The sequence below is a fragment of the Nesterenkonia muleiensis genome (assembly GCF_003600155.1).
Lineage (GTDB): Bacteria > Actinomycetota > Actinomycetes > Actinomycetales > Micrococcaceae > Nesterenkonia > Nesterenkonia muleiensis.
Window position 1 is genome coordinate 200,485 of the sequence record NZ_QWLD01000016.1, and the last position, 21,145, is coordinate 221,629.

The window sequence follows — 21,145 nt, forward strand, 5'->3', positions numbered from 1 at the left end:
CCGTAGACTGAGGCGATGCATACCCGATTCGACCCAGCACCAGCCCTGGACAAGATCGAGCAATTGGCTGCCAAGGACAGCTTCTCCGGTGCCGTTCTGATCCGGCAGGGCAGTGAGCTGCTCGCTCATCAGGCCCACGGCGTGGCTACCCGACGCTGGAATGTGCTGGTGAAGACAGCCACTCGGTTCGACATCGCCTCGATCACTAAACTGTTCACCGCTGTTGCCGTGCTTCAGCAGGTCGACGCCGGCGGCCTGGACCTAGATGACCGCGTTCACACCCATGTGAACCTCGCCGGCACCGCCATCCCAGAGGATGTCACCATCCATCACCTGCTCAGCCATACCTCCGGGATCGCTGACGACGCAGATGAGGAGGCCGGAGAATCATACGAGGCCCTCTGGGTGGCGACGCCCACCTACTCGGTCACTGAGACCAAGGACTTCCTGCCCCAGTTCGTGCACAAGGAGCCGGTCTTCCCCGCCGGCACCGACTGCAGGTACAACAATGCGGGCTACATCCTTCTGGGCCTGGCCCTGGAGAACCTCACTGGACGCAGCTACCACGATGTCATCCGCGAGGAGGTCTTCGCACGAGCCGGGATGTGCTCCTCGGACTTCTTCAATATGCGCCAGGCGGTGCCCGATGTTGCCGAGGGCTGGGATCCGCTCACCGACGATGGGAAGATCACCGGATGGCGGCAGAACATCTTCTCCTATCCGCCCATCGGCTCCCCCGCTGATGGCGCACATGCCACCGCTGGGGATCTGGTGAGGTTCTTGGACGGCGTCGAGAGCGGGAGGCTGCTCTCCGAGGAGTCCACCGCGCGGTTCCTGAGTTCCCAGGCACTGCACCACAGGGTGCAGGAGCCAGAGTCACCAACCTCGACCCATGAGCTGCACCACGCCTATGGCCTGGAGATCGAGTACGATGGCGCCGGCCAGGTCCGCTCCTACTACAAGGACGGTATCAACACCGGAGCCAGCGGCATTCTGCGTAAATACCCGCGCCTTGATCTGACCGTGGTGGTGCTCGCCAACAGTGAGGACGGGGCCTGGGAGCCCATCGATCTGATCGATCGGGCCGCCGCCAAGCTGCTCTGAGAGCCGAACCCAGCTTAGCGCCGGACAGGATTCGATTCCGTAGTGTGTGATGGGCTAAATTTCTTTTTTATGGGTTCAATAACTTCAGTCGTGGCACGCCCCTGGGCGTAACGCCGCGGCGTCGAGCTTCCTCATTCTCTCCGGCGCCGCGCCAGCTTGTCTGAACAGCTGGGCGGCACAGGCTCATACCCAAAATACCCTTTCCGGTCCATTCGGACCCTGCGTATCTGCACCTCTGTGCCTGCCCAGGAAGATCACATACTTCCTGGAGAAGGACTTTGCACACCTATACCGACGGCCGTCACGAGCACGGCCAGAACTTCCTCACCGACCGCCGTGCAGCGCGCCGGATCGTCAGCCTCGTCGCTGAGACCTCCGGCCCCATTCTGGAGATCGGCCCCGGCCAGGGCGCGCTGACCCTGCCGATGCAGCGGCTCAGCAGACCGATCACCGCCGTGGAGATCCATCCCGGCATGGCCAAGAAGCTGTCGGCACGCACCGCAAAGCACACCGAGGTGATCACCGCCGACTTCCTGCGCTACCGGATACCGAAGGGGCCACGCGTCGTCGTCGGTAATCTGCCCTTCCACCTCACCACCGCGATGCTGCGGAAACTCCTGCACAGCCCTGAGTGGACTGATGCGGTGCTCATCGCCCAGTGGGAGGTGGCGCGGCGCCGGGCAGGCCTCGGCGGTGCCACGATGATGACCGCCCAGTGGTCCCCGTACTACGACTTCGGGCTGGCCGGGAGGATTCCCGCCCGTGCCTACACTCCCGCCCCGGGTGTGGATGCGGGGATCATGACCATCAGCCGCCGCGACTCCCCGCTGCTGCCGTGGAAGCAGCGCAGGCACTACGCCGGATTCATCCACCGGGCGTTCACCGGTCCCGGCCGCGGGATCGCACAGGTGCTGCGCAACGTCACCGGAGCCGGCAAGCAGCAGGTCGGTCAATGGCTGGGTGAGCTCGGCATACGGGGCACCTCCCTGCCCAAGGAGCTGGAGGCCGAACAGTGGGCAGGACTCTACCGGCGCTCCACCGGGGACTCCCGCCGTTCAGGCGCCCGGCTGGGCAAGACCGAGCGCGCCGGCCCGAAGCGCCGTTCCGGCGGGAACCCCCGCGGCAAGCAATGACCCTTGGTCAAAACGGAGAGCCTCAAGCGCGAGCTTGGCCACGGCGGAAGCGGGACAGGGCATAGTCGATGAGCCAGAGCAGGCAGGCGAGGCCCATGAACCCCAGCAGGATGGCGACCACGTAGACGCTGACTCCGGCATAGCCCATGCCCGGCACATCCAGGATGGTGTAGGGGTACCAGTCCAAGACAGGGCCCCGGATGAGGGTCACCGCAAGCCATGCCAGCGGGATCACTGTGGAGCCGAGAACCACTCGTCCGTTGATCCGCCCGTGAGGCCCGAGGCCAAGCCACACCACCGGGACCAGAACAGGCAGGATCACGTGCAGCACACGGTCGTTGAACAGCCAGACCCCCGTCATGGGAACATCAGTGCGGAGCAGGAGGTTGAACACCACTCCGGTGATGATCACCTGGACCACTCCTGCCAGACGTAGGCTGTGGAACAGCTGTGAGCTGCGGCGGGTACGCAGGGCCATCAGCGCAGAGGTAAGGCAGACCAGCAGCGCTGAGACCACGGTGAAGTAGGCCGGCTGGTTCAGCATATGCTCCCACCCGGCGGAGAACCCTCCGGAGTAGCCCACCCCATCGGGCAGGCTGGTCTCCTCGGTCCATCCGAGGTAGAGCGAACTGAGCAGTCCAGCCAGGCACAGCAGCGCGATGCTTGCATGGACTCCACGCGCCGGCGCTGCGTGCTGCCAGGCCGGTGCTCTCTGCCGCGTTGTGCTCACCCTGGGATTATCCCCTACCGGGGCGAGCACTCACCGCTCAGATGTGGATCTCGACCTCGGCATCCTCACGCAGATCATCGACATAGGCCATCAGCGCCTCGCTCTCCTTCTGCTGGGCCAGCTCTTCCTCGATCTGCGGACGCAGCTCCTCCAGATCCGGTGTCTCAGACTCCTCACCGTCCTCCCCCTCCACGGGAGGGGCCTGTGCGGCGAACTGCTCGTAGGCATCCTCCACCTCTTCATCGGTGGGGTCATCGACCTCCAGGGAAGCCACGATCTGCTCGATGATCACCTCCGCCTCCACGTCCTCGCGGAACTCCTCCTCGCTGAGGCCCTGCTCCTCAGCGATCTCAAAGACCTGATCCACCGAGTCCAGGTCGTTCATCTCCGCCAGCTGTTCGAGCTGCTCGTCGACCTCCTCCTCGCTGACCTCATAGCCTGATTGCTCAGCCTCCTGGTCCAGCAGCTCCAAGCCGATGAGATTGTCCAGGACCTGCTGCTGCAGGGCATCCTCGTCAACGCCTTCGCCGGTCATCTGAGCCTGCATGGCCATCTGCATGTACTGGCTCTCAAAGGAGGTGCTGAATTCCTCCCCGGTGATGTCCTCACCGTTGACCTCTGCTACGACATCCGGCACATCACCGAGGTCAGGCTCTGGCATCTCCGGCTGCTCCAGATCATCCGGCTCCTCCGCGCCGCCTTCATCCGGCTGCTGGTTCTGCTCAGCGGCAGCGTCCTGCTGTTCGGCGTCGTCGTTGTCACATGCGGCGAGTCCGAACAGCAGCGCGGCGGCGGCCACGGATGTCACCAGCTTCTTCTGGGTGCTCGTGCACATTCCCAGTACCTCCTTATTGCAGACGAACCCGCAGGGTAACAGTCTGAACACAACACCGCACTCAGCTGATGACCAGGCCTCCACCAGGTAAAAAGTCAATTCACCTTGACATTTTATGTCAAGTTAAGTTGTCATGGCTCCATGGTTCCCCAAGACGCGACGACGCCGGCGCATCCAGTGCGAGCGCTGCGGAAGGCACAGCGCCTCACCCAAGCAGAGCTGGGCAAGGCCGTGGGCGTCAGCCGGCAGACCATCGTTGCCGTAGAACAGGGCGATTATGCCCCCTCGGTGTTCCTGGCCCTGCGGATCGCAGGAACACTGGGGACCACCGTCGAAGGGCTCTTCGGCGACCAGGACCCACAGCAGAAAACCACCTCAGGAGGGCGGTCATGAATCGCAGGAGGAGCATAGTGGATACAGCGGCGGAGCAACTGGTCAACATGGACAACGCCAACTATGCCGATGAGAGGGAGCGCTCGGTGTACCTGGAGGCCCAAGCCTTCGGAATGCAGCTCACCATGTTGACCTGCTGGCTCACAGCCCTCGTCTTGGCAATCTTCGGGCAGGTACTGACTTCACTGGCGCTCATCGTCCTCCCGACCCTACCGGCTGATGGCACGCGGGCCCGTCGCCAAGACCATGGCCTGGAGCGGTTTCTACGGCCTGCTGCTCTTCGGCACCTCTGCGGCTCTTGTGCACCGCGCCTACTACGGTGAGGGCTTGGTCGACTTCTCGATCGCTGTCGAGGTCGTCGGAGAGGAGCTGCAGTACGCCCTGGCCGTCGGCGCAATCCTCGGCATGGGCCTGGCCGCTCTGGTCTCGGTCCTTGGGATGGGGTACCTCGTGTGGCACCACCGGCGCAGCGAGAAGCGGGAGCTTGAGGAGGGTAAGGATGACGACGCCGTGGTCAGCTCTTCCCTCGGCTCGATCGTGCTGCCGATTGCCGGTGCAGTGGTGGCTGCAGTCGCGGTGGTGCCTCTCCTGATGGGCAGCACCGACGGGTTCGCGCTCTCGCTCGCCGCATGCGGCCTTCTGTACGGGGCGGCAATGCTCGGGCTCTATCTCAAGACAAGGAGAGAATCATGATGGGAGCTGAAAAACTGCTCGGCTCGGAAATCGCCCACGGCGACGAGCGCGAGCGCGCTGTCTACACCGCTGGTGGTGCCCTCGGGATGCATACGGGCATGTACCTGTGCTTCGCCGCCGCCCTGGTCTTTGCCCTGTTCGGGCACATCCTGGTGCCCTTTGTGCTGATCGTGCTGGCAGCTGTACCGAGCCTCATCGCCATCTCCTACGCGGAGAGACGCGGGGTTGATGCCTTCGATATCCTGGCGCGGGGCCGCGCAGGCGCTTCGGCCGCCTCAGGGGTCGTGGTCACCATCATCCTGCTGCTGATCTCCGCTGCCATGATCTATACCAGTACTTCCGGCCGCGGACTGCTGGAGTTCGAGTTCACCGAGGCCTGGGCAGAACGCTTCGGGTCGTTCGGCAACGGCGCGGCGGTCGGAGGCGCTTTCGGCGCGGTGGGCGGCTACCTCTGGACCGTCTGGCTGATCAGACGGCGCCGGAAACAGCAGCAGAAAGAGCTCAGCGTTCCCGACCGGGACTGACCCAGTGACCGGCTTCAGCTGTGGAAACCACTGATGCGTTCCAGGCCTTCGGCCACCGCGGCAGACCCTGGGGCCAGGCTGAGCCGGATCCATTCGTGGCCGTTGACCGGATCGAAGTCCGTGCCGGGGACTATCGCCACAGATGCCTCCTGCAGCAGCGCCCTGGCGTAAGCAGGTGAATCACCGTGACGCGCCAGATGATCACCGAGGTGGGCGTAAACGTAGAAGGCCCCGTCAGCAGGGGCTGCCTGCCCCCAGCCCAGGTCCGGCAGAGCCTCAAGCACCATGTTCCGGGCGCTCGCGTACTCTGCGAGCTGTGACTCGGCAAAGCCCAGGGACTCCTCGGTGAACGCTTCGACGGCGGCGATCTGTGAGCCATGCGGCGGACACAGCGCCACATTCCCGGCCAACCTGGAGACGGGGTCCACCAGATGCTCAGGAAGCACCATCCACCCCAGACGCCAGCCCGGCATCCCCCAGTACTTGGAGAAGGAGGAGATGACCACCGCGTCGTCGTCCACTTCCAGCGCGCTGACCCCGGGGTGGGCGAAGGTGATGCCGTGGTAGATCTCATCGGAGATCAGCTGGGCGTCATTGGCCCGGCACCACCCCGCCAAGCCGGTCAGCTGCTCCCGGTCGACCATGGTGCCGGTGGGATTGGCCGGTGAGGCTACCATGACGCCATGGATCGGGCCATTGGCCGCCACCTCGGCGTCGAGCTGTTCAGGCGTGGGCTGGAAGCGGACCCCGGGGCCACAATCCAGTTCCACCACCTTCACTCCGAGGCTGGCAAGGATATTACGGTAGGCGGGGTATCCGGGGCGGGCAAGCACCACCCGGTCACCGGCGTCGAAGGCCGCCAGGAAGCTGAGCACAAAGGCCCCGGAGGAACCGGTGGTCACCGCGATCCGCTCCACCGGAACATCGGTGCCGTACCAGTTGCGGTAGTGGGCGGCGAGCGCCTGGCGCAGCGCAGCGATGCCGAAGGCCGGCGAGTAGTTCAGCACAGTGTTCTCCGCATGGACCCGGGCTGCGGCAGCGTTGACCGCCGGCGGGGCACCAGAGCCGGGCTCGCCGGCGGTCAGGGAGACGATGTCCCGCCCCGAAGAGCGCAGCCTCTCGATCTCGGCAAGGATGCTCATCACTTCGAAGCCAGGGACCTCGGAACGCCGTGAAGGTTTCATTCCTCCACCCTAGCGAAACCAAGGGTGCCACCCTTTTCCGCATATGCGGAGATATATACTTGGATAATGTCGCAAATACGGATATCAGAGGCCGCTCATCTGCTGGGAGTCAGCGACGACACCCTCCGGCGCTGGGTGAGCGCCGGGGAGCTGTCTGCCAGCGTCGATAGCACCGGCCGAAAAGTGATCGACGGCGCCGACCTGGCTCACTTCCTCCGCGAACGCAGCACCAGCCTGCCCGCTCCGTCAGGGACCTCCTCGGCGAGGAACCGGTTCACCGGCCTGGTCACCCAGGTCACCTCGGACACCGTGATGTCACAGGTGGAGCTGCAGTGCGGCCCCTACCGCATGGTCTCACTGATGAGCACCGAGGCTGTCCGCGAGCTCGGCCTGAAACCCGGAGTGCTGGCCACTGCCTCCATCAAGGCCACCCATGTGGTCGTCGACAGACCAGAAGGAGACCGATGAAACGCACCATCGCACTAGCCGCTGCGGGAGGACTGGCCCTAACCGCCTGCGCAGACAACGACGACGAGGGCATCACCGTCTTCGCCGCAGCGAGTCTCCATGAAGTCTTCGAGGAGATCGGCGAGCGGTACACCGAGGAGACCGGGGTGGAAGTGGAGTTCACCTTTGCCGGCTCCTCCGGGCTGGTGGAGCAGCTGGAGAACGGAGCCCCCGCAGATGTGCTGGCCACCGCCGATGAGGCCAATATGGACGCCGCCGCCGGCTCCGGCCTGGTATCTGGTGACCCTGAGCTGTTCGCTGAGAACTATCTGGTCATCGTCACCCCTGCGGGCAACCCTGGACAGGTGAGCGGCCTGGAGGACCTGGATGACGAAGATCTCCAGGTGGTGATCTGTGCTGAGCAGGTTCCCTGCGGTGCGGCAACTCAGCGCATCTCGGCAGCCGCCGGTGTGCAGATCAGTCCCGTCTCCGAGGAGACCTCGGTCACCGACGTGCTCGGGCGGGTGCGCAACGGCGAGGCTGATGCGGGGCTGGTCTACGCCACCGATGCCCTGCAGGCCGGTGATGAGGTGGAGACTTTCGAGATCGACGGGGCGCAGGAGGACCCCAACCTCTATCCGATCGCCCTGCTGGAGAGCGCCGATGCCCCTGGGCCCGGGCAGGAGTTCGTGGACTTCGTCATAGGTGATGAACAGGCTCGGCAGATCCTTGAGGACGCAGGTTTCACCGAACCGCGATGAGTGCCGCCACACGGAGTCTGTCCCGACCGCCGGCGTGGGTGCTCATCCCCGCCCTGCTGGGCGCAACGGTCATCCTGCTGCCGGTGACCGGCATGATGACCAGACTGAGCTGGGCCGAACTGCCGGCGCTGCTGACCTCGCCGTCCTCGCTGGCCGCACTGCGGCTCTCGCTGTGGACCGCCGGGACATCCACTGTGCTGTGCCTGGTGCTGGGCGTGCCCCTGGCACTGGTACTGGCATATGCCCGGTTCCGCGGTGTGACGGTGCTGCGCTCCCTGCTGCTGCTGCCGCTGGTGCTTCCCCCGGTGGTGGGCGGCTTGGCGCTGCTGTACACCTTCGGCAGTCAGGGGATGCTCTCCGGGGCCCTGGAGTTTCTGGGCATCCGTGTGGCCTACACCTCCATCGCGGTGGTCCTGGCCATGGCGTTCGTGTCGATGCCATTTCTGGTCATCAGTGTGGAGACCGCGGTACGGGGAGTGGACCCGGAGATCTTGGAAGCCGCTACCGTCGACGGCGCACACCGCACAGCGATTCTGCGATATATGGTGCTGCCGCTGGTCGGTCCCGGGCTGGTCTCCGGAGCGGTGCTTGCCTTCGCCCGCAGCCTCGGCGAGTTCGGGGCCACCCTGGCTTTCGCCGGCAACCGGCAGGGGGTCACCCGCACACTGCCGCTGGAGATCTACCTGCAGCGAGAGACCGACCCGGATGCCGCGGTGGCCCTCTCGCTGCTGCTGATCGCGGTGGCCATCCTGGTCATCTCCATCGCCTACGGCCGCAGCCAGCGAGGCGGCTGAAAGACCTCATCTGTCCTCCGGGCAGCCGGTGTGGTTCGAGGGTTCGGGGGCGTCTCCGGGGTGGTTGTAGGCGGAACCACCCCCGGCACCAACATCTGCGCACTATGCCGCTGGAGTCTCCCTCTGATCGATGATCACACCGTCCTCGGAGGACGCGATGGATGAACCACACCGCCAAACCATGCGCTGCTGCGGTGCAGCTCTACCACAGCAAGGAGATCGGCATCAGCGACGTCGCGTCAAGAGAGAAGATTTTCCCAGAGAGGTGTCAAGCGCTCAGCTTCTCGGTTTCTCTGCGCGATACCCGCTGAGCTGCCAACCTGTCGATGCTGAAGTCACCTGGCCCGGTCAAAGCGAAGGCGAGTCCCATCACACCCAGCAGCAGCACGTAAGCGTAACCACCGTTGTCGGGGAAGAACCCGTGAGCAGCATGAGCGGTGAACAGCGCAACGGTCATTGACACCATGAAGAGCACGCCGATCACCCGGGTGAGGGCACCAACACCAAAGAGAATCCCCCCGACAAACTCCAGGGCAATGAGCAGCACCGCGGCCAACGGGGCGAATGGCACCCCAAAGCCCTGGAGCATTCCGGTCACACCCTCATGGCCGAAAACCGTGAGCTTCTGCCAGCCGTGGACGATGAAGATCAGCCCGACGGTGACACGTGCCATGAGCAGTCCAGCGTTCAGCAGGGTGATGCGTGTCTTTGTGTTCATAGCAGGTACTACGCGGCGCCTCAGCGGCAGGGATTGCAGTGTGCGGGACATCACTTCCCTCGCAAGCCGCTCCGGGCTGCCTGTCCTGGTCAGCCTTCTGCGGCAAGCTGTCCGCAGGCGCCGTCGATCTCCTTGCCCCGGGTGTCACGCAGCGTGGTGGGCACCCCGGCGGAATTGAGCCGGTCGATGAACTCCTGCATCACCGCAGGCTCCGAGGAGGTCCACACTGAGTTCGGAGTCGGGTTCAGTGGAATCGGGTTCACATGCACCCACCCACGGCCGCGCGCGTTGAGCTTCTGCGCCAGCAGGTCGGCCCGCCAGGGGTGGTCGTTCATGTCCTTGATCAGCGCATACTCGATCGAGACCCTACGGCCGGTGGTCTCGTAGTAGTAGCGGGCGGCGTCGATGGCCTCATCGGCCTTCCACCGCGAGTTCACCGGAATCAGCTCATCGCGCAGTTGGTCGTCCGGCGCGTGCAGGCTCAGCGCGAAGGTGATCGGCAGGTGCTCATCGGCCAGTTTCCTGATGGCCGGCACCAGCCCGACCGTGGAGACGGTGATCCCGCGGGCGGACATGCCCAGTCCCTCGGGAGCGGGGTCGATCATCCGCCGCACCGCATTCATCACCCGCTTGTAGTTCGCCAACGGCTCCCCCATACCCATGAACACAATGTTGGAGACTCGTTGCGGACCGGCCTTCCCTCCGGAGGCGGCAGCGGTGGAGGCCTGCCCCTGTTTGACCGCTGAGGTCTCGGGCTCTGCGAAGTCCGACTCCTCGCCGAGCCCTGCGTGGTCGGCTTCTTCGGCCAGCTCCTTGGCGTTGGGAGCGTCAAGCTCACCGGCGGCGATGACCCGATTGGCCTGCACGATCTGGTCGACGATCTCCCCGGTGGACATGTTCCGGGTCAGCCCGTTCTGCCCGGTGGCGCAGAAGGGGCAGTTCATCCCGCAGCCGCACTGGCTGGAGATGCACAGGGTGATGCGCGACTTATAACGCATCAGCACCGACTCCACCAGGGCACCGTCGAAGAGCCGCCAGAGAAACTTGATCGTGGCGCCGTCGTCGGTTCTCAGCCGGCGCACCTCGGTGAGCAGCGGTGGGAGGAACTCCCCCACCAGCTGCTCGCGGGTATCAGCGGGCAGGTCGGTCATCAGCGCCGGATCGGAGGTGTAGTGCTGGAAGTAGTGGACGCTGAGCTGCTTGGCGCGGAAGCCGGGAAGGCCCAGCTCCTTCGCCTTGGCAATGCGCTCCTCCAGGGACAGATCTGCCAGATGCGTGGGCGGCTGCTTGATCCGCTTGGACTGGGCGAACTGCAGCTTGGGCCGGCCCTCGGCGTCGACGGCCTGGGTCCATCCTTCGGCACGGGGCTTGACCTGAGGGCGGGAGACGGAGGACGACGCCGCCTCGGCACCAGTTGTTTCAGACATCCCGCCTATTCTCCCACGGGCGGACCAATCCAGTGCTCCATTGCATCTGCACAGTCAGATTGCCAGGAATCGCTGGATTCCTCAGCTGGATGGCAAATAGACTGTGCAGATTCGGTCGGGATGCGGGGAACCGCGGTTCAGCAGGGCTGGCGGCAGGTCCGCGCTAGGCGCCGGGGGTTCCTTTGCGCCAGTAGCCCATGAAACTGACCTGCTTCCGCGACAGGGCCACGTCTTTGACCAAGTGGCGGCGCAGGCCGGCGATGAGCCCCGCCTCTCCGGCCAGCCAGGCGTATTCGCGAAAGCCGTCAGGGGTCGCGGTCTCCCAGAGAACACCCGCGTCGTCGACCTCCGGCAGTTCCTGAGGCGTACCGACCAGCGCACCGACCGGCTCTGCGCCTGGCTCCCAGGTGGCACGGCGAGCGGTGAAGATCTTCATCCGACGTTGGCCCCAGTCCTGGACCGAGGAGCGCAGAGCTGCCCCCAGGTACACGCCATCACGCGGCAGCCAGTGGATGCGCACGCTGGAGCGAGAGGCCACCTCGAGCACGTCCTCAGCGGCGGGAACCTCCAGATAGGCCTCGCCGTGGTAGTGCTCAGGCAGTGATTCCAGGATCGCGCAGATCGCAGGGACGGCGGTCTCATCCCCTGCCAGCAGCAGGTCATGGGCACTGCCCGGAGTGAAATCGATACCTCCGCCGGACTGCTCAGAGCGCCGGTCGGGGCCGATGATGACCAGCTCATCCCCGGGTTCGGCCGATACTGCCCAGCCGGCGGCGGGCCCGGAGCCTCCATCGGGCTCCACGTGGATGACGAAGTCGATGTCGACCTCCCGGACGTGAGTCCGGATGGCCCGCACCGTATAGGTTCGGATCGGGTTGCGCTGGTCATCGTCGAGCTGCCGCCAGGCGTTGTACCACTGCATCATCGGTGCCGGAGGGTCGGCAAAGAGACCCAGTTCAGGCAGGGAGCCGTCCTCACGGGGCAGAAAGAGCTTGATGCGCTGGTCCCAGGCAGCCGGTGAGTCCCCCGAGCCCGCCGGCCCGAAGTGTTCCAGCTCCTCGCCGGTGACAGTGACCCGCAGGAAGTGCGGGGACAGCCTGACCACCCGCGCCACCTGAGTCAGGTAAGCGCGAGTGGCCGGCCGCAGTGCAGTCTCAGCCATTCAGTCGATGTTCTCCACGGCCTCGGCCAACTGCGGGGTCAGCTCTTCGAGCACCAGTTCGATGCTCAGCGGGGACCCGGCGCTGAAGGCCTGGACCAGATCGGAACCGTCCTCCAGGATCACCGCGCGGTCCTCCGCGACCACTGATAGGGAGCTGATCAGCGGGTCCTCACGCAGCTCATCGGCGGTGAACCCTATCGGGAACAGCACAGCGACATCGGCGTCGAAGACCTCGACCTGCTCCTCGGCCACCTCGGCGTAGAAATTGTCCGGGTCAGCGATGTCCGCGGCTGGACCGTAGAGCTCGAAGCCCAGCATCTCGATGAGGTCCCAGCGCATATCCCCTGCGGTGTGCAGGCCGTAGGCCGCGCCGAATTTGGAGCCGGTGACCGCCTCCAGCCCTTCGAACTCGGGGTGTTCCTCAGCCACTGCGTCGATGCTCTCCTGGGTCTCGGCGACCAGCTGCTCGCCCTCCTCTGAGAGCCCGAGCGCATCGGCGACCAGCTGGGTCTGATTGTCCCAGCCGGGGTTGAAGTTCCCCGCGCCCTCAGGCCCTGAGATGGTGGGGGCGATCTCGGAGAGCCGATCATACTCGTCCTCCTCATAGCCGGAGTTGACGTTGAGGATCAGGTCAGGGTCCAGCGACTGGATGAATTCGTAGTCGATCTCCTCAGCCCGGGGAATCACCTCTGGGGCCTCGCTGAACAGGTCCGCGGCCCAGGGGCCGACGCCGTGGGTCTCCTCGCCGAAACCCAGCCAGTCATGGACGGCGACCGGCTCCACGCCGAGCGCCAGGGCGATCTCCGCATCGGACCAGCCGAGGGCGACCACCCGGAGGTCTCCGTCCTCGGGTGCCAGGACTTCGGTGGGGCCGTACATGTGGTCGACCACGGCCAGGACACCGTCGGCGGCGGCATCAGTCGTCTCAGCGGTGCCGTTGCCGGTGTCAGTGTCGTCTGCAGCGGCGTCGTCTCCGTTGTCACCGCAGGCGGTCAGCGCCAGCGCGGAGGCGGTGAAGACTGCGGTGAGGGTCAAGAGCGGTTTCTTCAATGGGTCTCCTTCAAGAGGTGAGGGAAGGTTAATTCGGAGGTGGTGCTTTCACTTGGGGCAGCTCTCAGTCCGGTGCAGGTGCCCGGGGGATGACCAGGGGGCGTCCGGTCTCGGGATCATCGATCACCCGGGCGGCGACGCCGAAGACCTCTTGGACGAGCTCTGCGGTGCCGATCTGCTCCGGGGTTCCTTGGGCGATGATCTCGCCGCTGCGCATGGCCACCAGGTGGGTCGCATAACGCAGGGCCTGGTTGAGGTCGTGGAGCACCGCGACCAGGGTGCGCCCTTGACGCTGGAGCTGGGTGCACAGTTCCAGCACTTCGATCTGATGGGCGATGTCCAGGTAGGTGGTGGGTTCGTCCAGCAGCAGGATGGGGGTCTGCTGGGCCAGGGCCATGGCGATCCAGGTACGCTGGCGCTGCCCACCGGAGAGCTCGTCCACCGACCGGGTGGCCAGTTCTGCGGTCCCGGTGACCTCCAGCGCCTGGCGGACAGCAGCCTCGTCCTCCCGGCCCCAGCGTTTGAGCAGGCTCTGGTGGGGATGCCTGCCCCGGGAGACCAGGTCGGTGACGGTGATGCCCTCCGGCGCCACGGATGATTGCGGCAACAGCCCTACCGCCCGGGCAAGCTGTTTGGTGGGCAGCGAGGTGATGGCCGAGCCGTCGAGCAGCACCTCTCCGGCGCTCGGACGGATGAGCCGGGCCAGGCTGCGCAGGAGGGTGGATTTTCCGCAGGCGTTGGGGCCGATGATCACGGTGAACGAACCGTCGGGAATCCGCAGGTTCAGTTCGCTGAGCACGGTGCGTTGGTCGTATCCGGCGGTCAGCCCCTGAGCTGCCAGCCGGACAGCGGTCTTCGCACATGCCGTGCCAAGGTCAGGGTGGAGGGTGGTCATGAGACTCCTTTCCGGCTGCGGCCCATGGTCACCAGCAGCCACACCAGATACGCCCCGCCCAGCACCAGGGTGACCACGCCCACCGGCAGGCTGACCGGGATCATCTCTGTCCGGGCGATGGCGTCTGAGGCGGTCAGCAGCACCGCTCCCATCGCGGCGGCCGGAATCAGCTGGACCGAGGAGGCCCCGGTCAGCCGAAGGGCCAGCTGCGGGGCCACCAGCGCGATGAAGGCGATGGGGCCCGCCGCCGCGGTGACCACCGAGACCAGCAGGATCCCGCAGACGAACTGCACCATCCGCACGCGTTCCAGCCGTATGCCCAGCCCTGCGGCGGCGTCGTCGCCCATCTCCATCAGACGCATGTCCCTGGCGTGGATGAGCATGACCGGTAGGGCTGCAGCGATGATCACCAGCAGCGGCAGCACGTGGACCCAGGCGATGTCATTGACCGAGCCCGCACCCCAGGTGGCCACAGACATGGCGGCCTCGAGGCTGAGCACAGTGAGCAGATAGGTGTTGAATGACCCCAGGAAGATGCTGACCCCGATGCCCACGATGATGATCCGCAGCCCGGACACGCCGCGCTTCCAGGCCAGCAGATAGACCGCTGCACCGGTGGTCAGGCCGCCCAGGACGGCACCGACCGGGGTGGCCCAGAGCCCGGTGAAGCCCGCGGCTGCCACCAGCAGGGCACCGGTGTAGGCGCCGGTGGAGAAGCCGATGATGTCGGGGCTGCCTAGCGGGTTGCGGGTCTGGGACTGGAACACCGCGCCGGCCAGAGCAAGCGCCGCCCCGCCGAGCAGAGTGAAGACCACCCGCGGGGCACGCCATTCGAGCACGACTCTGGCGGCGCCGTCATCGGCACGGCCCAGGAGGCTGTCGATGACCTCAGACGCCCCCAGCATGGCTGATCCGCTGATCATGTTCCACCAGGCCACTGCTGCCGCAGCCAGCAGCAGAACGGCGGTGACTACGACGGCTCGGTGTTCCACAGCAGCACTGAACGGACCGATGCGCACCGGACGACTGCCCGGACCGAACAGCTCTGCGGTGGCGGTCACAGGTTCTTCACCGCCTTCCGCCGAGTCAGCCAGATCAGCACCGGGGCGCCGAGGAAGGCGGTCACCACACCGGCGGGCAGCTCGGCGCTGACGACGACGCGGGCCAGGACGTCTGCGGTGAGCACCAGGATGGGTGCGGCCAGCAGGCTCAGCGGGATCAGCCAGCGGTGGTCCGGGCCCACCAGTATGCGCAGCGCATGGGGGACCATGAGCCCGATGAAGGACAGCGGCCCGGCGGCTGCGGTGGCCGCCCCGCACAGCAGCGTCACCGCTGCCAGGCCGGTGATCCGGGTCAGTCCGGGCCGGGCGCCGAGGGCGACGGCGGCGTCGTCGCCCAGGGACAGTGCGTTCAGAGCACGGGGCAGCAGCAGCCCCAGCGCTGTGCCGGCCAGGATGAACGGCAGGACAGCGCCCAGCTCGTCGAAGCCGCGGCCCTGCAGGGAGCCGGCTGACCAGAAGCGGACCCGGTCGAAGACATGAGGCATAGTCAGGGTGATCGCAAAGCTGATCCCGGTCAGCAGGGCGGCGATGGCCACTCCGGTGAGCACCAGTTTGGCAGGACTGGCACCCATGGGCCCAGTGGTGCCGATGATGTAGACGGCCACACCGACTACCAGCGCCCCGGTCATGGCCAGCCAGACGTGAGCACCGCCGATGGTGGTGCCCAGTGTTGTCGAGCCCAGCACCACCGCAGTGTAGGCCCCGGCGTTGACTCCTAGGAGTCCGGGGTCCGCCAGCGGGTTGCGGGTCATGGCCTGCATCAGGACTCCTGCTGCGCCGAGGGCTGCTCCGACCAGTACAGCCAGCAGCGTGCGCGGGACCCGGCGCTCCAGAATGAGCAGCTCTGTGGTGCTGCGGGATTCCGGCGGGAGGTCACCGGCAATCCAGCGGGTGAGTGTCTCGGACACGTGGTGGGCCGAGATGTCACCGGAGCCGATGAACAGGCTGCTCCAGCACAGTGCCGCCAAGGCTGAGGCACCGATGAGGATCACCAGCAGACGACGGCGCCCGGGCGAGCTGAGCCGCTGGGCGGCCTGCAGCTCGTGTTGGGCGATCTGAACGCTCACTGACGCTCCTTATGGGCGAACCCCGAGTGTGGCAGAGAAGGACACTCTTTAGATAACTATGGCGTGCCCGAATAATGCTGACTTGGATAAGGTAAACCTATACCTTGGAGTGTGCAAGTGCAGTCTCGTGCCCAAATGGGGTCATTGAATCTCAGCGCCCCGACATCCGACAGGTGTTGAATGCATCGCCTCAAGGTTTCAACAGCTGAGGAGTGAAATAACACAGTGAAATCTGATTGTATGAGGCATGTGACACTACACCCTCTAGCCATGTGAGACACTCACTCATGCTGCAAAACACCATCGCGCGCCCGGCACCGCTCACGCATGCACGGGTGCGCGAACTCATCGGTGAGCCGGATCAGTCTGCCATCGATAAGGTGCAGGACCGGATAGACCCGCACATCTACCGGTTCATCGCGCACTCACCTTTTCTGGCCATCGCCACCGCCCACGCAGACGGCACGGCGGACTCTTCCCCCCGTGGTGACTACCCGGGCTTCGTGAAGGTTCTCGACGACCAGACGTTGGCCATCCCTGACCGGATCGGCAACAACCGGATCGACACTTTCGAGAATCTGGCCAGCGATCCGCGCATCGGGCTTCTGTTCCTGGTGCCCGGGCATCGCGAGACTCTGCGGGTCAACGGCAGAGCCTATCTCACTGAGGATCCCAACGTGCTCACCCGCCTGGAGGCTGAAGGCAAGGCACCCAGGCTGGCGATCATCGTAGAAGTCGAGGAGGTGTTCATCCATTGCGGACGGGCGGTGCTGCGTTCTCGGCTCTGGGATCAGGACAGCACCGCACTGGCCGAGCATGTGCCGTCCATCGGAGAGATTGTCGCAGCCCAGTACCATCGCGAGGATGTGACCGCCGAAGCAGTCGATGAAGGCATCGAAAGCGCCTATAAGAACCTCTACTGATCGGCACCTGACACCTTTGATGAACACTGACTCTGAACTGCTCATAGTCGACGATATGTCTCCGGCTGCCGAGAACATCTGCACTGTCACTCTGCGCTCAGCCAGCCAGCGCAGGCTCCCCAGCTGGAGGCCCGGAGCGCATATTGACCTGGAGCTGCCCAACTGGATCACTCGGCAGTACTCCTTGTGCGGAGACCCCAACGACCAGCACAGCTACCGCATCGGCGTGCGGCTGGAGGAGCTCAGCCGCGGCGGCTCCGAGTACATTCACCGTTTGCTGCGTCCGGGAACGCTCCTGAAGGTCCGAGGACCACGCAGCACATTTCCCGACCGAACCCCTGCTGGGACGGTGTTCATCGCCGGGGGTATCGGCATCACCGCGGTGTTGGCGATGTTTCTGCGCGACCATGCCCAAGGTCTCCGCCCCATGCTCCTCTACGCAGGACGCAGCAGAGCCGCCATGCCTTTCCTTGATGAGCTGCCGGAGGACGCGGAGGTGGTCATCGCCGCCAAGGACGAGGATCAGCGGCTGGACTTCGCCGATCTGGCCGCACGGCTTCCTGCGGGCACTGCGATAGCGGTCTGCGGTCCTAGCCGGATGGTCTCCGCGGTGGAGGAGGCATTTCCCGAGGAGAAGTTCCAGGTTCATGCCGAACGGTTCCGCGCCGAGCCGCGCGCATTCGTCAACACTGAGTTCCTCACCGCATGCGCCCGCAGCGGCATGGAGGTCACTGTGGGTGAGCATGAATCACTGATGGGCGCACTGGCCAGAGCAGACCGCCCCCTGGCGGCCGGCTGCCGCGAAGGTGTGTGCGGCTCCTGTGAGGTCAGAGTGCTCTCCGGGGAACCGGAGCACCGGGACCTGATCGGCGCACCACCGGGAAAGATGTATCCCTGCGTCTCCCGCAGCAGCAGCGAACGCCTAGTCCTCGACCTCTAACACCACCGACCGCGAAGGAGCCTGATGGGTCAGCTGTTCATCAACGGGAAGATCTTCACCGCTCGCAGCGAAACCGACTTCGCCTCCGGCTTCCTGGTGGAGGACGGTCGGATCAGCTGGGTGGGGGATGCCGGGCACCTCAACCCCGCAGAGTATGCGGGGGCGGTAGATCTTGAGGGCCGGACTGTGCTGCCGGGACTGTTGGATATGCACGTCCACCCTGCGCTGATGGCCGATACTGCCGATGCCGTCGAGTGCCTTCCTCCACGGGTGGAGTCGGTGGCCGGGCTGGTGGAGGCGCTGCGCTCACACCCCGCCCATCAGACCGGAGCCGATGCCTGGATCCTCGGCGCCGGATACGACGAGACCAAGTACCCCGACGGTTGCCCCACCGCCGCTGACCTCGACGAGGTCAGTCGCAGCCAACCGGTACTGGTGTGGAGAGCCGACAGGCATACCGCGCTGTGCAACACCCGGGCGCTGGAGATCGCCGGGGTGACCGACGCTACCCCAGATCCAGAGAGTGGCCGTTTCGGCCGCTATCCCGATGGAACCCTCAACGGAGTGCTGGAGGAGTTCTCCGCCATCAGTGAGGTGACTGCCCATATGCCGCAGCGCACAGCGGCCGAGCGGGCAGATCTGTTGGAGACGGTGGGCAAGCGACTGCTCTCCCGGGGGGTCGTGGGTGTCTGTGACCTGCTCGCCACCACCATTCCCCACCCCCTGGAGACATATCGCACAGTTGCTGAGCGGGCACCATTTCCACGAACGGCGCTCTTCCTGGGCTGGAATCGGCCCCATGACCTCAACGACCTCGAGGCGCAAGAGACCAGCGGAGCCACGCGAGTGGCCGGGGTCAAGGTGCTCATGGATGGTGCCTACTCCAACCGCACCGCCTGGGTCTGCTCCCCGTACCCGGACTCCGAAGAGAATGGTCTGCGCACACTCAGCGATGACCAACTGCTGGCAGCTGCGGACTGGGCACGCCGCAACGGAGTGCAACTGGCGGTCCACGCGATGGGCGACCGGGCCATCGCGCATACGGTCGATCTGCTCGGAGACCTGGAGCCCTGGCTGGAAGGCACTCCCTCGGTGCGCATTGAGCACGCCACGCTGATGTCCCCGGAGCTGACCGCACGGCTGGCTGCTGCGAAGATGCGGTTCGGCATCGCCACCCACACCATCTTCTTCTACTCGGAGTACGAGGCCTATGCGAAGAACCTGCGGCCCGAACAGGTGTCAGATGCCTATCCGGTGCGTTCGCTCTACGAGTCGGTGGAGGCTCTGGCGCTGTCCTCAGACTGCCCCGCGACCGCATGGAGCGAAGCCGACGATGTCTTCGTCTCCATCGAGGCGGCGGTGCAGCGCCGGACCCACACCGGCGCGGCCTTCGGGCAGCAGGCGGCCATCACCGTTCCGCAGGCGGTGCTACTCTACACCGCACGAGCCGCTAGGGTCACTGCGCTGCCCGGACTGGGGCGGCTGGCCGAAGGATATGAGGCCAGCTTCGTAGTGCTCGACCAGGACATTTTCACCGTTTCTGCCGAGCAGATCGCCCAGACCACAGTGCTTCAGACCTGGCAGGCCGGGGATCTCGTCTATTCTCGCTGAGCTCAGCCCAGCGACTCGGCCCCGAAGACCACCTCTCCACCGAGCACCGTGGCCCGCACTGCGATGTCACCGAGTTCAGCCGGTTTCGCAGCAAAGGGATTGGCCCCCAGCACGGCCATATCGGCCAGCAGCCCAGGCATGAGGCGTCCCTTGATGTGCTCTTGGTGGGAGGCGTAGGCCGAGCCGTAGGTATAGGCGCGGAATGCCTGCTCCACGGTGACCCCCTCATGGAGACCGATGGGCTGCCCGTCGGCGGTACGGCGGTTGACCATATCGTGAATCCCCTTCATGGGATGGGCCTCGACCACGGGAGTGTCGGAGCTGCCGGGCAGCTCGACTCCGGCGTCGAGGAAGCTTTTCATCCGGTAGACGAGGCGGTCAGCACGCTCGGTGCCGAGGACATCAATGAACCCATCGCCCAGCTCGGTGAGGAACCGGCCCTGCGGTACGGGGATGATGCCGAGTTCGGCAATACGCCGCACAGATTCGTCAGAAGCCATGCCGCAGTGCTCAATCCGGTGCCGGGGAAGCACTCGGCGTGGGTGACTCTGCTGTGCCCTGCGGAGATGCTCGACGGCGTGCTCAACAGCGCGGTCACCGATGGCGTGAACGGCCAGCTGCCATCCGCTGCGGTGCAGGCTGCTCAGCGTCGCGCCGAGTTCCTCCGGGTCGAACAGCAGCATGCCGTCATCGGCGTGGTCGTGGTAGTCACAGGTCAGGGCGGCGGAGCGGCCGATGAGCGAGCCGTCACTGAGGACCTTGACCGCGCCGATGCTCAGGTGCTCGTCTCCGAAGCCGCTGCGGAGGCCAAGATCTAGCCCCCAGCCGTCACTTCCGGGTTCGAAGTGCTCGATTCCATGGGTCGCGGTGAGATACGGCATGGCCGTGACCCGCACGTGCAGACGCTGCTGCTCACGTGCCCGTTGATACGCGTGGAGATCTGCGGGACCCATACCGATGCCGTTCGTCGCGCCGATGCCGGGGTCGGCGACAGAGGTGATGCCCTCGGTCAGTGCGATACGCGATCCGGTCTCCAGGGAGGTGATGATGTCTGAGACCGGATAGGGTTTCAGCCGACTGTCGAACCACTTCTTGGCGTTCTCCAGGAAGAGCCCGGTGGCCAGGCCGTCCTCACCGACCTCGATCAATCCGCCGGTCATTGTCGGTGGGTTCGCCAGATCTGTGACGCCCACCCTATGCATTGCGGAGGTGCTGGCCACTGCCATGTGCTCGGAGACGTGAGTGATCCACACTGGGCGCCCGCCGGCGGCAGTGTCGAACTCTTCCCGGGTGGGGAATCCGCCGATCTTGTTCTGGTCGAAGCCTCCGCCGCGGACCCAGGAATCCTCCGGAAGGATACGCGCGTGTCCAGCGATGACTTCCAGCAGCCTTTCTCGGCTGGGGGCGGCGTGGAAGCCTAGGTCCAAAGCAGCGAGACGCTGGCCGCGGAGGGCAAGATGGTGATGAGCGTCGTAGAAGCCGGGGACCACAGTCCTGCCACTGAGATCCACGGTCTGGGCTGCGGGGAGCTGGAGCGCGTCGTCGCCGAGAGCGGCGACCCTGCCGAATGCCACACTGAGTGCGTGAGCCCAGGGTCGGGCAGGATCCCCGGTCCAGATCTTCCCGTTGACGAAGACAGCGTCTGCTTTCACCATTCCCTGCCTTTCTGCTCCCCCGCCGCCGAGACAAGCGA

At 65.3% G+C, this 21,145-nt stretch carries 22 protein-coding genes; 11 read left to right on the plus strand and 11 right to left on the minus strand.

Annotated features, from left to right (window positions below; genetic code table 11):
* Nucleotides 1–15: 15 nt before the first annotated feature.
* Nucleotides 16–1,104, plus strand: a complete 1,089-nt coding sequence (locus tag DVO78_RS05930; RefSeq protein WP_120003888.1) for a serine hydrolase domain-containing protein — start codon at nucleotides 16–18, stop codon at nucleotides 1,102–1,104.
* Nucleotides 1,105–1,382: 278 nt separating this feature from the next.
* A complete protein-coding gene (gene erm / locus DVO78_RS05935) occupies nucleotides 1,383–2,237 on the plus strand; it encodes a 23S ribosomal RNA methyltransferase Erm (RefSeq protein WP_120003889.1) in 855 nt (284 codons plus the stop codon).
* A 22-nt stretch (nucleotides 2,238–2,259) separates the two neighbouring features.
* Here erm and DVO78_RS05940 read toward each other — a convergent pair whose 3' ends face one another.
* Both DVO78_RS05940 and DVO78_RS05945 read right to left on the minus strand, forming a co-directional pair.
* Nucleotides 2,260–2,967, minus strand: coding sequence for a Pr6Pr family membrane protein (locus DVO78_RS05940; RefSeq protein WP_120003890.1), 708 nt, complete (start codon nucleotides 2,965–2,967; stop codon nucleotides 2,260–2,262).
* Between the two features lie 37 nt (nucleotides 2,968–3,004).
* Entirely contained in the window at nucleotides 3,005–3,802 is a 798-nt protein-coding gene (locus tag DVO78_RS05945) for a SurA N-terminal domain-containing protein (RefSeq protein ID WP_120003891.1), read from the minus strand.
* A gap of 141 nt (nucleotides 3,803–3,943) precedes the next feature.
* On the opposite strand from DVO78_RS05945, the gene DVO78_RS05950 reads away from it, so the two are divergent.
* The 3 genes from DVO78_RS05950 (at nucleotide 3,944) to DVO78_RS05960 (ending at nucleotide 5,412) form a co-directional block, all read left to right on the plus strand.
* Nucleotides 3,944–4,195, plus strand: coding sequence for a helix-turn-helix transcriptional regulator (locus tag DVO78_RS05950; RefSeq protein ID WP_120003892.1), 252 nt, complete (start codon nucleotides 3,944–3,946; stop codon nucleotides 4,193–4,195).
* 219 nt (nucleotides 4,196–4,414) lie between these two features.
* A complete protein-coding gene (locus DVO78_RS05955) occupies nucleotides 4,415–4,888 on the plus strand; it encodes a hypothetical protein (RefSeq protein WP_120003893.1) in 474 nt (157 codons plus the stop codon).
* Nucleotides 4,885–5,412: a hypothetical protein gene (locus tag DVO78_RS05960; protein WP_120003894.1), complete on the plus strand. Its 528-nt coding sequence runs from the start codon at nucleotides 4,885–4,887 to the stop codon at nucleotides 5,410–5,412. Before DVO78_RS05955 ends, DVO78_RS05960 begins: the two co-directional genes overlap by 4 nt.
* 14 nt (nucleotides 5,413–5,426) lie before the next feature.
* Here DVO78_RS05960 and DVO78_RS05965 read toward each other — a convergent pair whose 3' ends face one another.
* Nucleotides 5,427–6,596, minus strand: a complete 1,170-nt coding sequence (locus DVO78_RS05965) for a pyridoxal phosphate-dependent aminotransferase (RefSeq protein WP_120003895.1) — start codon at nucleotides 6,594–6,596, stop codon at nucleotides 5,427–5,429.
* A 66-nt stretch (nucleotides 6,597–6,662) separates the two neighbouring features.
* Here DVO78_RS05965 and DVO78_RS05970 point away from each other — a divergent pair, with 66 nt between their 5' ends.
* The 3 genes from DVO78_RS05970 to DVO78_RS05980 are packed head-to-tail and all read left to right on the plus strand — an operon-like array spanning nucleotide 6,663 to nucleotide 8,598.
* The gene (locus DVO78_RS05970; RefSeq protein ID WP_120003896.1) at nucleotides 6,663–7,064 is read left to right on the plus strand and encodes a TOBE domain-containing protein; all 402 of its coding nucleotides are present in this window, start codon (nucleotides 6,663–6,665) and stop codon (nucleotides 7,062–7,064) included.
* Nucleotides 7,061–7,804 (plus strand): molybdate ABC transporter substrate-binding protein, encoded by a 744-nt coding sequence (gene modA, locus DVO78_RS05975; RefSeq protein WP_120003897.1) that lies wholly within the window; start codon nucleotides 7,061–7,063, stop codon nucleotides 7,802–7,804. Before DVO78_RS05970 ends, modA begins: the two co-directional genes overlap by 4 nt.
* A complete protein-coding gene (locus DVO78_RS05980) occupies nucleotides 7,801–8,598 on the plus strand; it encodes an ABC transporter permease (RefSeq protein WP_120003898.1) in 798 nt (265 codons plus the stop codon). Before modA ends, DVO78_RS05980 begins: the two co-directional genes overlap by 4 nt.
* 268 nt (nucleotides 8,599–8,866) lie before the next feature.
* Here DVO78_RS05980 and DVO78_RS05985 read toward each other — a convergent pair whose 3' ends face one another.
* From DVO78_RS05985 to DVO78_RS06015, 7 genes are all read right to left on the minus strand, one after another.
* Nucleotides 8,867–9,316 carry a DoxX family protein gene (locus DVO78_RS05985; RefSeq protein ID WP_238385161.1) on the minus strand — a complete coding sequence of 150 codons (450 nt, stop codon included), beginning with the start codon at nucleotides 9,314–9,316 and terminating at the stop codon, nucleotides 8,867–8,869.
* 89 nt (nucleotides 9,317–9,405) lie between these two features.
* Entirely contained in the window at nucleotides 9,406–10,743 is a 1,338-nt protein-coding gene (gene rlmN / locus DVO78_RS05990; protein WP_120003899.1) for a 23S rRNA (adenine(2503)-C(2))-methyltransferase RlmN, read from the minus strand.
* A 163-nt stretch (nucleotides 10,744–10,906) separates the two neighbouring features.
* The gene (locus DVO78_RS05995) at nucleotides 10,907–11,905 is read right to left on the minus strand and encodes a siderophore-interacting protein (RefSeq protein ID WP_120003900.1); all 999 of its coding nucleotides are present in this window, start codon (nucleotides 11,903–11,905) and stop codon (nucleotides 10,907–10,909) included.
* Nucleotides 11,906–12,955, minus strand: a complete 1,050-nt coding sequence (locus DVO78_RS06000; RefSeq protein WP_120003901.1) for an ABC transporter substrate-binding protein — start codon at nucleotides 12,953–12,955, stop codon at nucleotides 11,906–11,908.
* Between the two features lie 64 nt (nucleotides 12,956–13,019).
* A complete protein-coding gene (locus tag DVO78_RS06005; protein ID WP_120003902.1) occupies nucleotides 13,020–13,850 on the minus strand; it encodes an ABC transporter ATP-binding protein in 831 nt (276 codons plus the stop codon).
* The gene (locus tag DVO78_RS06010) at nucleotides 13,847–14,911 is read right to left on the minus strand and encodes a FecCD family ABC transporter permease (RefSeq protein ID WP_238385162.1); all 1,065 of its coding nucleotides are present in this window, start codon (nucleotides 14,909–14,911) and stop codon (nucleotides 13,847–13,849) included. The genes DVO78_RS06005 and DVO78_RS06010 overlap by 4 nt, the downstream gene beginning before the upstream one ends.
* Nucleotides 14,908–15,978, minus strand: coding sequence for a FecCD family ABC transporter permease (locus DVO78_RS06015; protein ID WP_202912098.1), 1,071 nt, complete (start codon nucleotides 15,976–15,978; stop codon nucleotides 14,908–14,910). Before DVO78_RS06015 ends, DVO78_RS06010 begins: the two co-directional genes overlap by 4 nt.
* A gap of 287 nt (nucleotides 15,979–16,265) precedes the next feature.
* Between DVO78_RS06015 and DVO78_RS06020 the strand changes: the two genes are divergently transcribed.
* Genes DVO78_RS06020 through DVO78_RS06030 form a run of 3 tightly spaced genes read left to right on the plus strand, consistent with a single transcriptional unit; the run spans nucleotide 16,266 to nucleotide 19,452 of the window.
* Nucleotides 16,266–16,901: an MSMEG_1061 family FMN-dependent PPOX-type flavoprotein gene (locus tag DVO78_RS06020; protein WP_120003903.1), complete on the plus strand. Its 636-nt coding sequence runs from the start codon at nucleotides 16,266–16,268 to the stop codon at nucleotides 16,899–16,901.
* A gap of 19 nt (nucleotides 16,902–16,920) precedes the next feature.
* On the plus strand, nucleotides 16,921–17,841 hold the full coding sequence (locus tag DVO78_RS06025) for a PDR/VanB family oxidoreductase (RefSeq protein ID WP_120003904.1): 921 nt from the start codon (nucleotides 16,921–16,923) through the stop codon (nucleotides 17,839–17,841).
* Nucleotides 17,842–17,865: 24 nt separating this feature from the next.
* A complete protein-coding gene (locus DVO78_RS06030) occupies nucleotides 17,866–19,452 on the plus strand; it encodes an amidohydrolase (RefSeq protein WP_120003905.1) in 1,587 nt (528 codons plus the stop codon).
* A 2-nt stretch (nucleotides 19,453–19,454) separates the two neighbouring features.
* Here DVO78_RS06030 and DVO78_RS06035 read toward each other — a convergent pair whose 3' ends face one another.
* The gene (locus DVO78_RS06035; protein ID WP_238385163.1) at nucleotides 19,455–21,107 is read right to left on the minus strand and encodes an amidohydrolase; all 1,653 of its coding nucleotides are present in this window, start codon (nucleotides 21,105–21,107) and stop codon (nucleotides 19,455–19,457) included.
* Nucleotides 21,108–21,145: the final 38 nt, after the last annotated feature.

Excerpts from the sequence above, each read along its gene's own strand:
- DVO78_RS05945 (WP_120003891.1), bottom strand. The coding sequence starts at position 3,802 with ATGTGCACGAGCACCCAGAAGAAGCTGGTGACATCCGTGGCCGCCGCC.
- DVO78_RS05930 (WP_120003888.1), top strand. The coding sequence starts at position 16 with ATGCATACCCGATTCGACCCAGCACCAGCCCTGGACAAGATCGAGCAA.
- DVO78_RS05965 (WP_120003895.1), bottom strand. The coding sequence starts at position 6,596 with ATGAAACCTTCACGGCGTTCCGAGGTCCCTGGCTTCGAAGTGATGAGC.
- DVO78_RS05995 (WP_120003900.1), bottom strand. The coding sequence starts at position 11,905 with ATGGCTGAGACTGCACTGCGGCCGGCCACTCGCGCTTACCTGACTCAG.
- DVO78_RS05970 (WP_120003896.1), top strand. The coding sequence starts at position 6,663 with ATGTCGCAAATACGGATATCAGAGGCCGCTCATCTGCTGGGAGTCAGC.
- DVO78_RS06035 (WP_238385163.1), bottom strand. The coding sequence starts at position 21,107 with ATGGTGAAAGCAGACGCTGTCTTCGTCAACGGGAAGATCTGGACCGGG.
- DVO78_RS05985 (WP_238385161.1), bottom strand. The coding sequence starts at position 9,316 with ATGAACACAAAGACACGCATCACCCTGCTGAACGCTGGACTGCTCATG.
- DVO78_RS06020 (WP_120003903.1), top strand. The coding sequence starts at position 16,266 with ATGCTGCAAAACACCATCGCGCGCCCGGCACCGCTCACGCATGCACGG.
- DVO78_RS06030 (WP_120003905.1), top strand. The coding sequence starts at position 17,866 with ATGGGTCAGCTGTTCATCAACGGGAAGATCTTCACCGCTCGCAGCGAA.
- DVO78_RS06005 (WP_120003902.1), bottom strand. The coding sequence starts at position 13,850 with ATGACCACCCTCCACCCTGACCTTGGCACGGCATGTGCGAAGACCGCT.
- modA (WP_120003897.1), top strand. The coding sequence starts at position 7,061 with ATGAAACGCACCATCGCACTAGCCGCTGCGGGAGGACTGGCCCTAACC.
- DVO78_RS05955 (WP_120003893.1), top strand. The coding sequence starts at position 4,415 with ATGGCACGCGGGCCCGTCGCCAAGACCATGGCCTGGAGCGGTTTCTAC.
- DVO78_RS06025 (WP_120003904.1), top strand. The coding sequence starts at position 16,921 with ATGAACACTGACTCTGAACTGCTCATAGTCGACGATATGTCTCCGGCT.
- DVO78_RS05960 (WP_120003894.1), top strand. The coding sequence starts at position 4,885 with ATGATGGGAGCTGAAAAACTGCTCGGCTCGGAAATCGCCCACGGCGAC.
- rlmN (WP_120003899.1), bottom strand. The coding sequence starts at position 10,743 with ATGTCTGAAACAACTGGTGCCGAGGCGGCGTCGTCCTCCGTCTCCCGC.
- DVO78_RS05980 (WP_120003898.1), top strand. The coding sequence starts at position 7,801 with ATGAGTGCCGCCACACGGAGTCTGTCCCGACCGCCGGCGTGGGTGCTC.
- DVO78_RS05950 (WP_120003892.1), top strand. The coding sequence starts at position 3,944 with ATGGTTCCCCAAGACGCGACGACGCCGGCGCATCCAGTGCGAGCGCTG.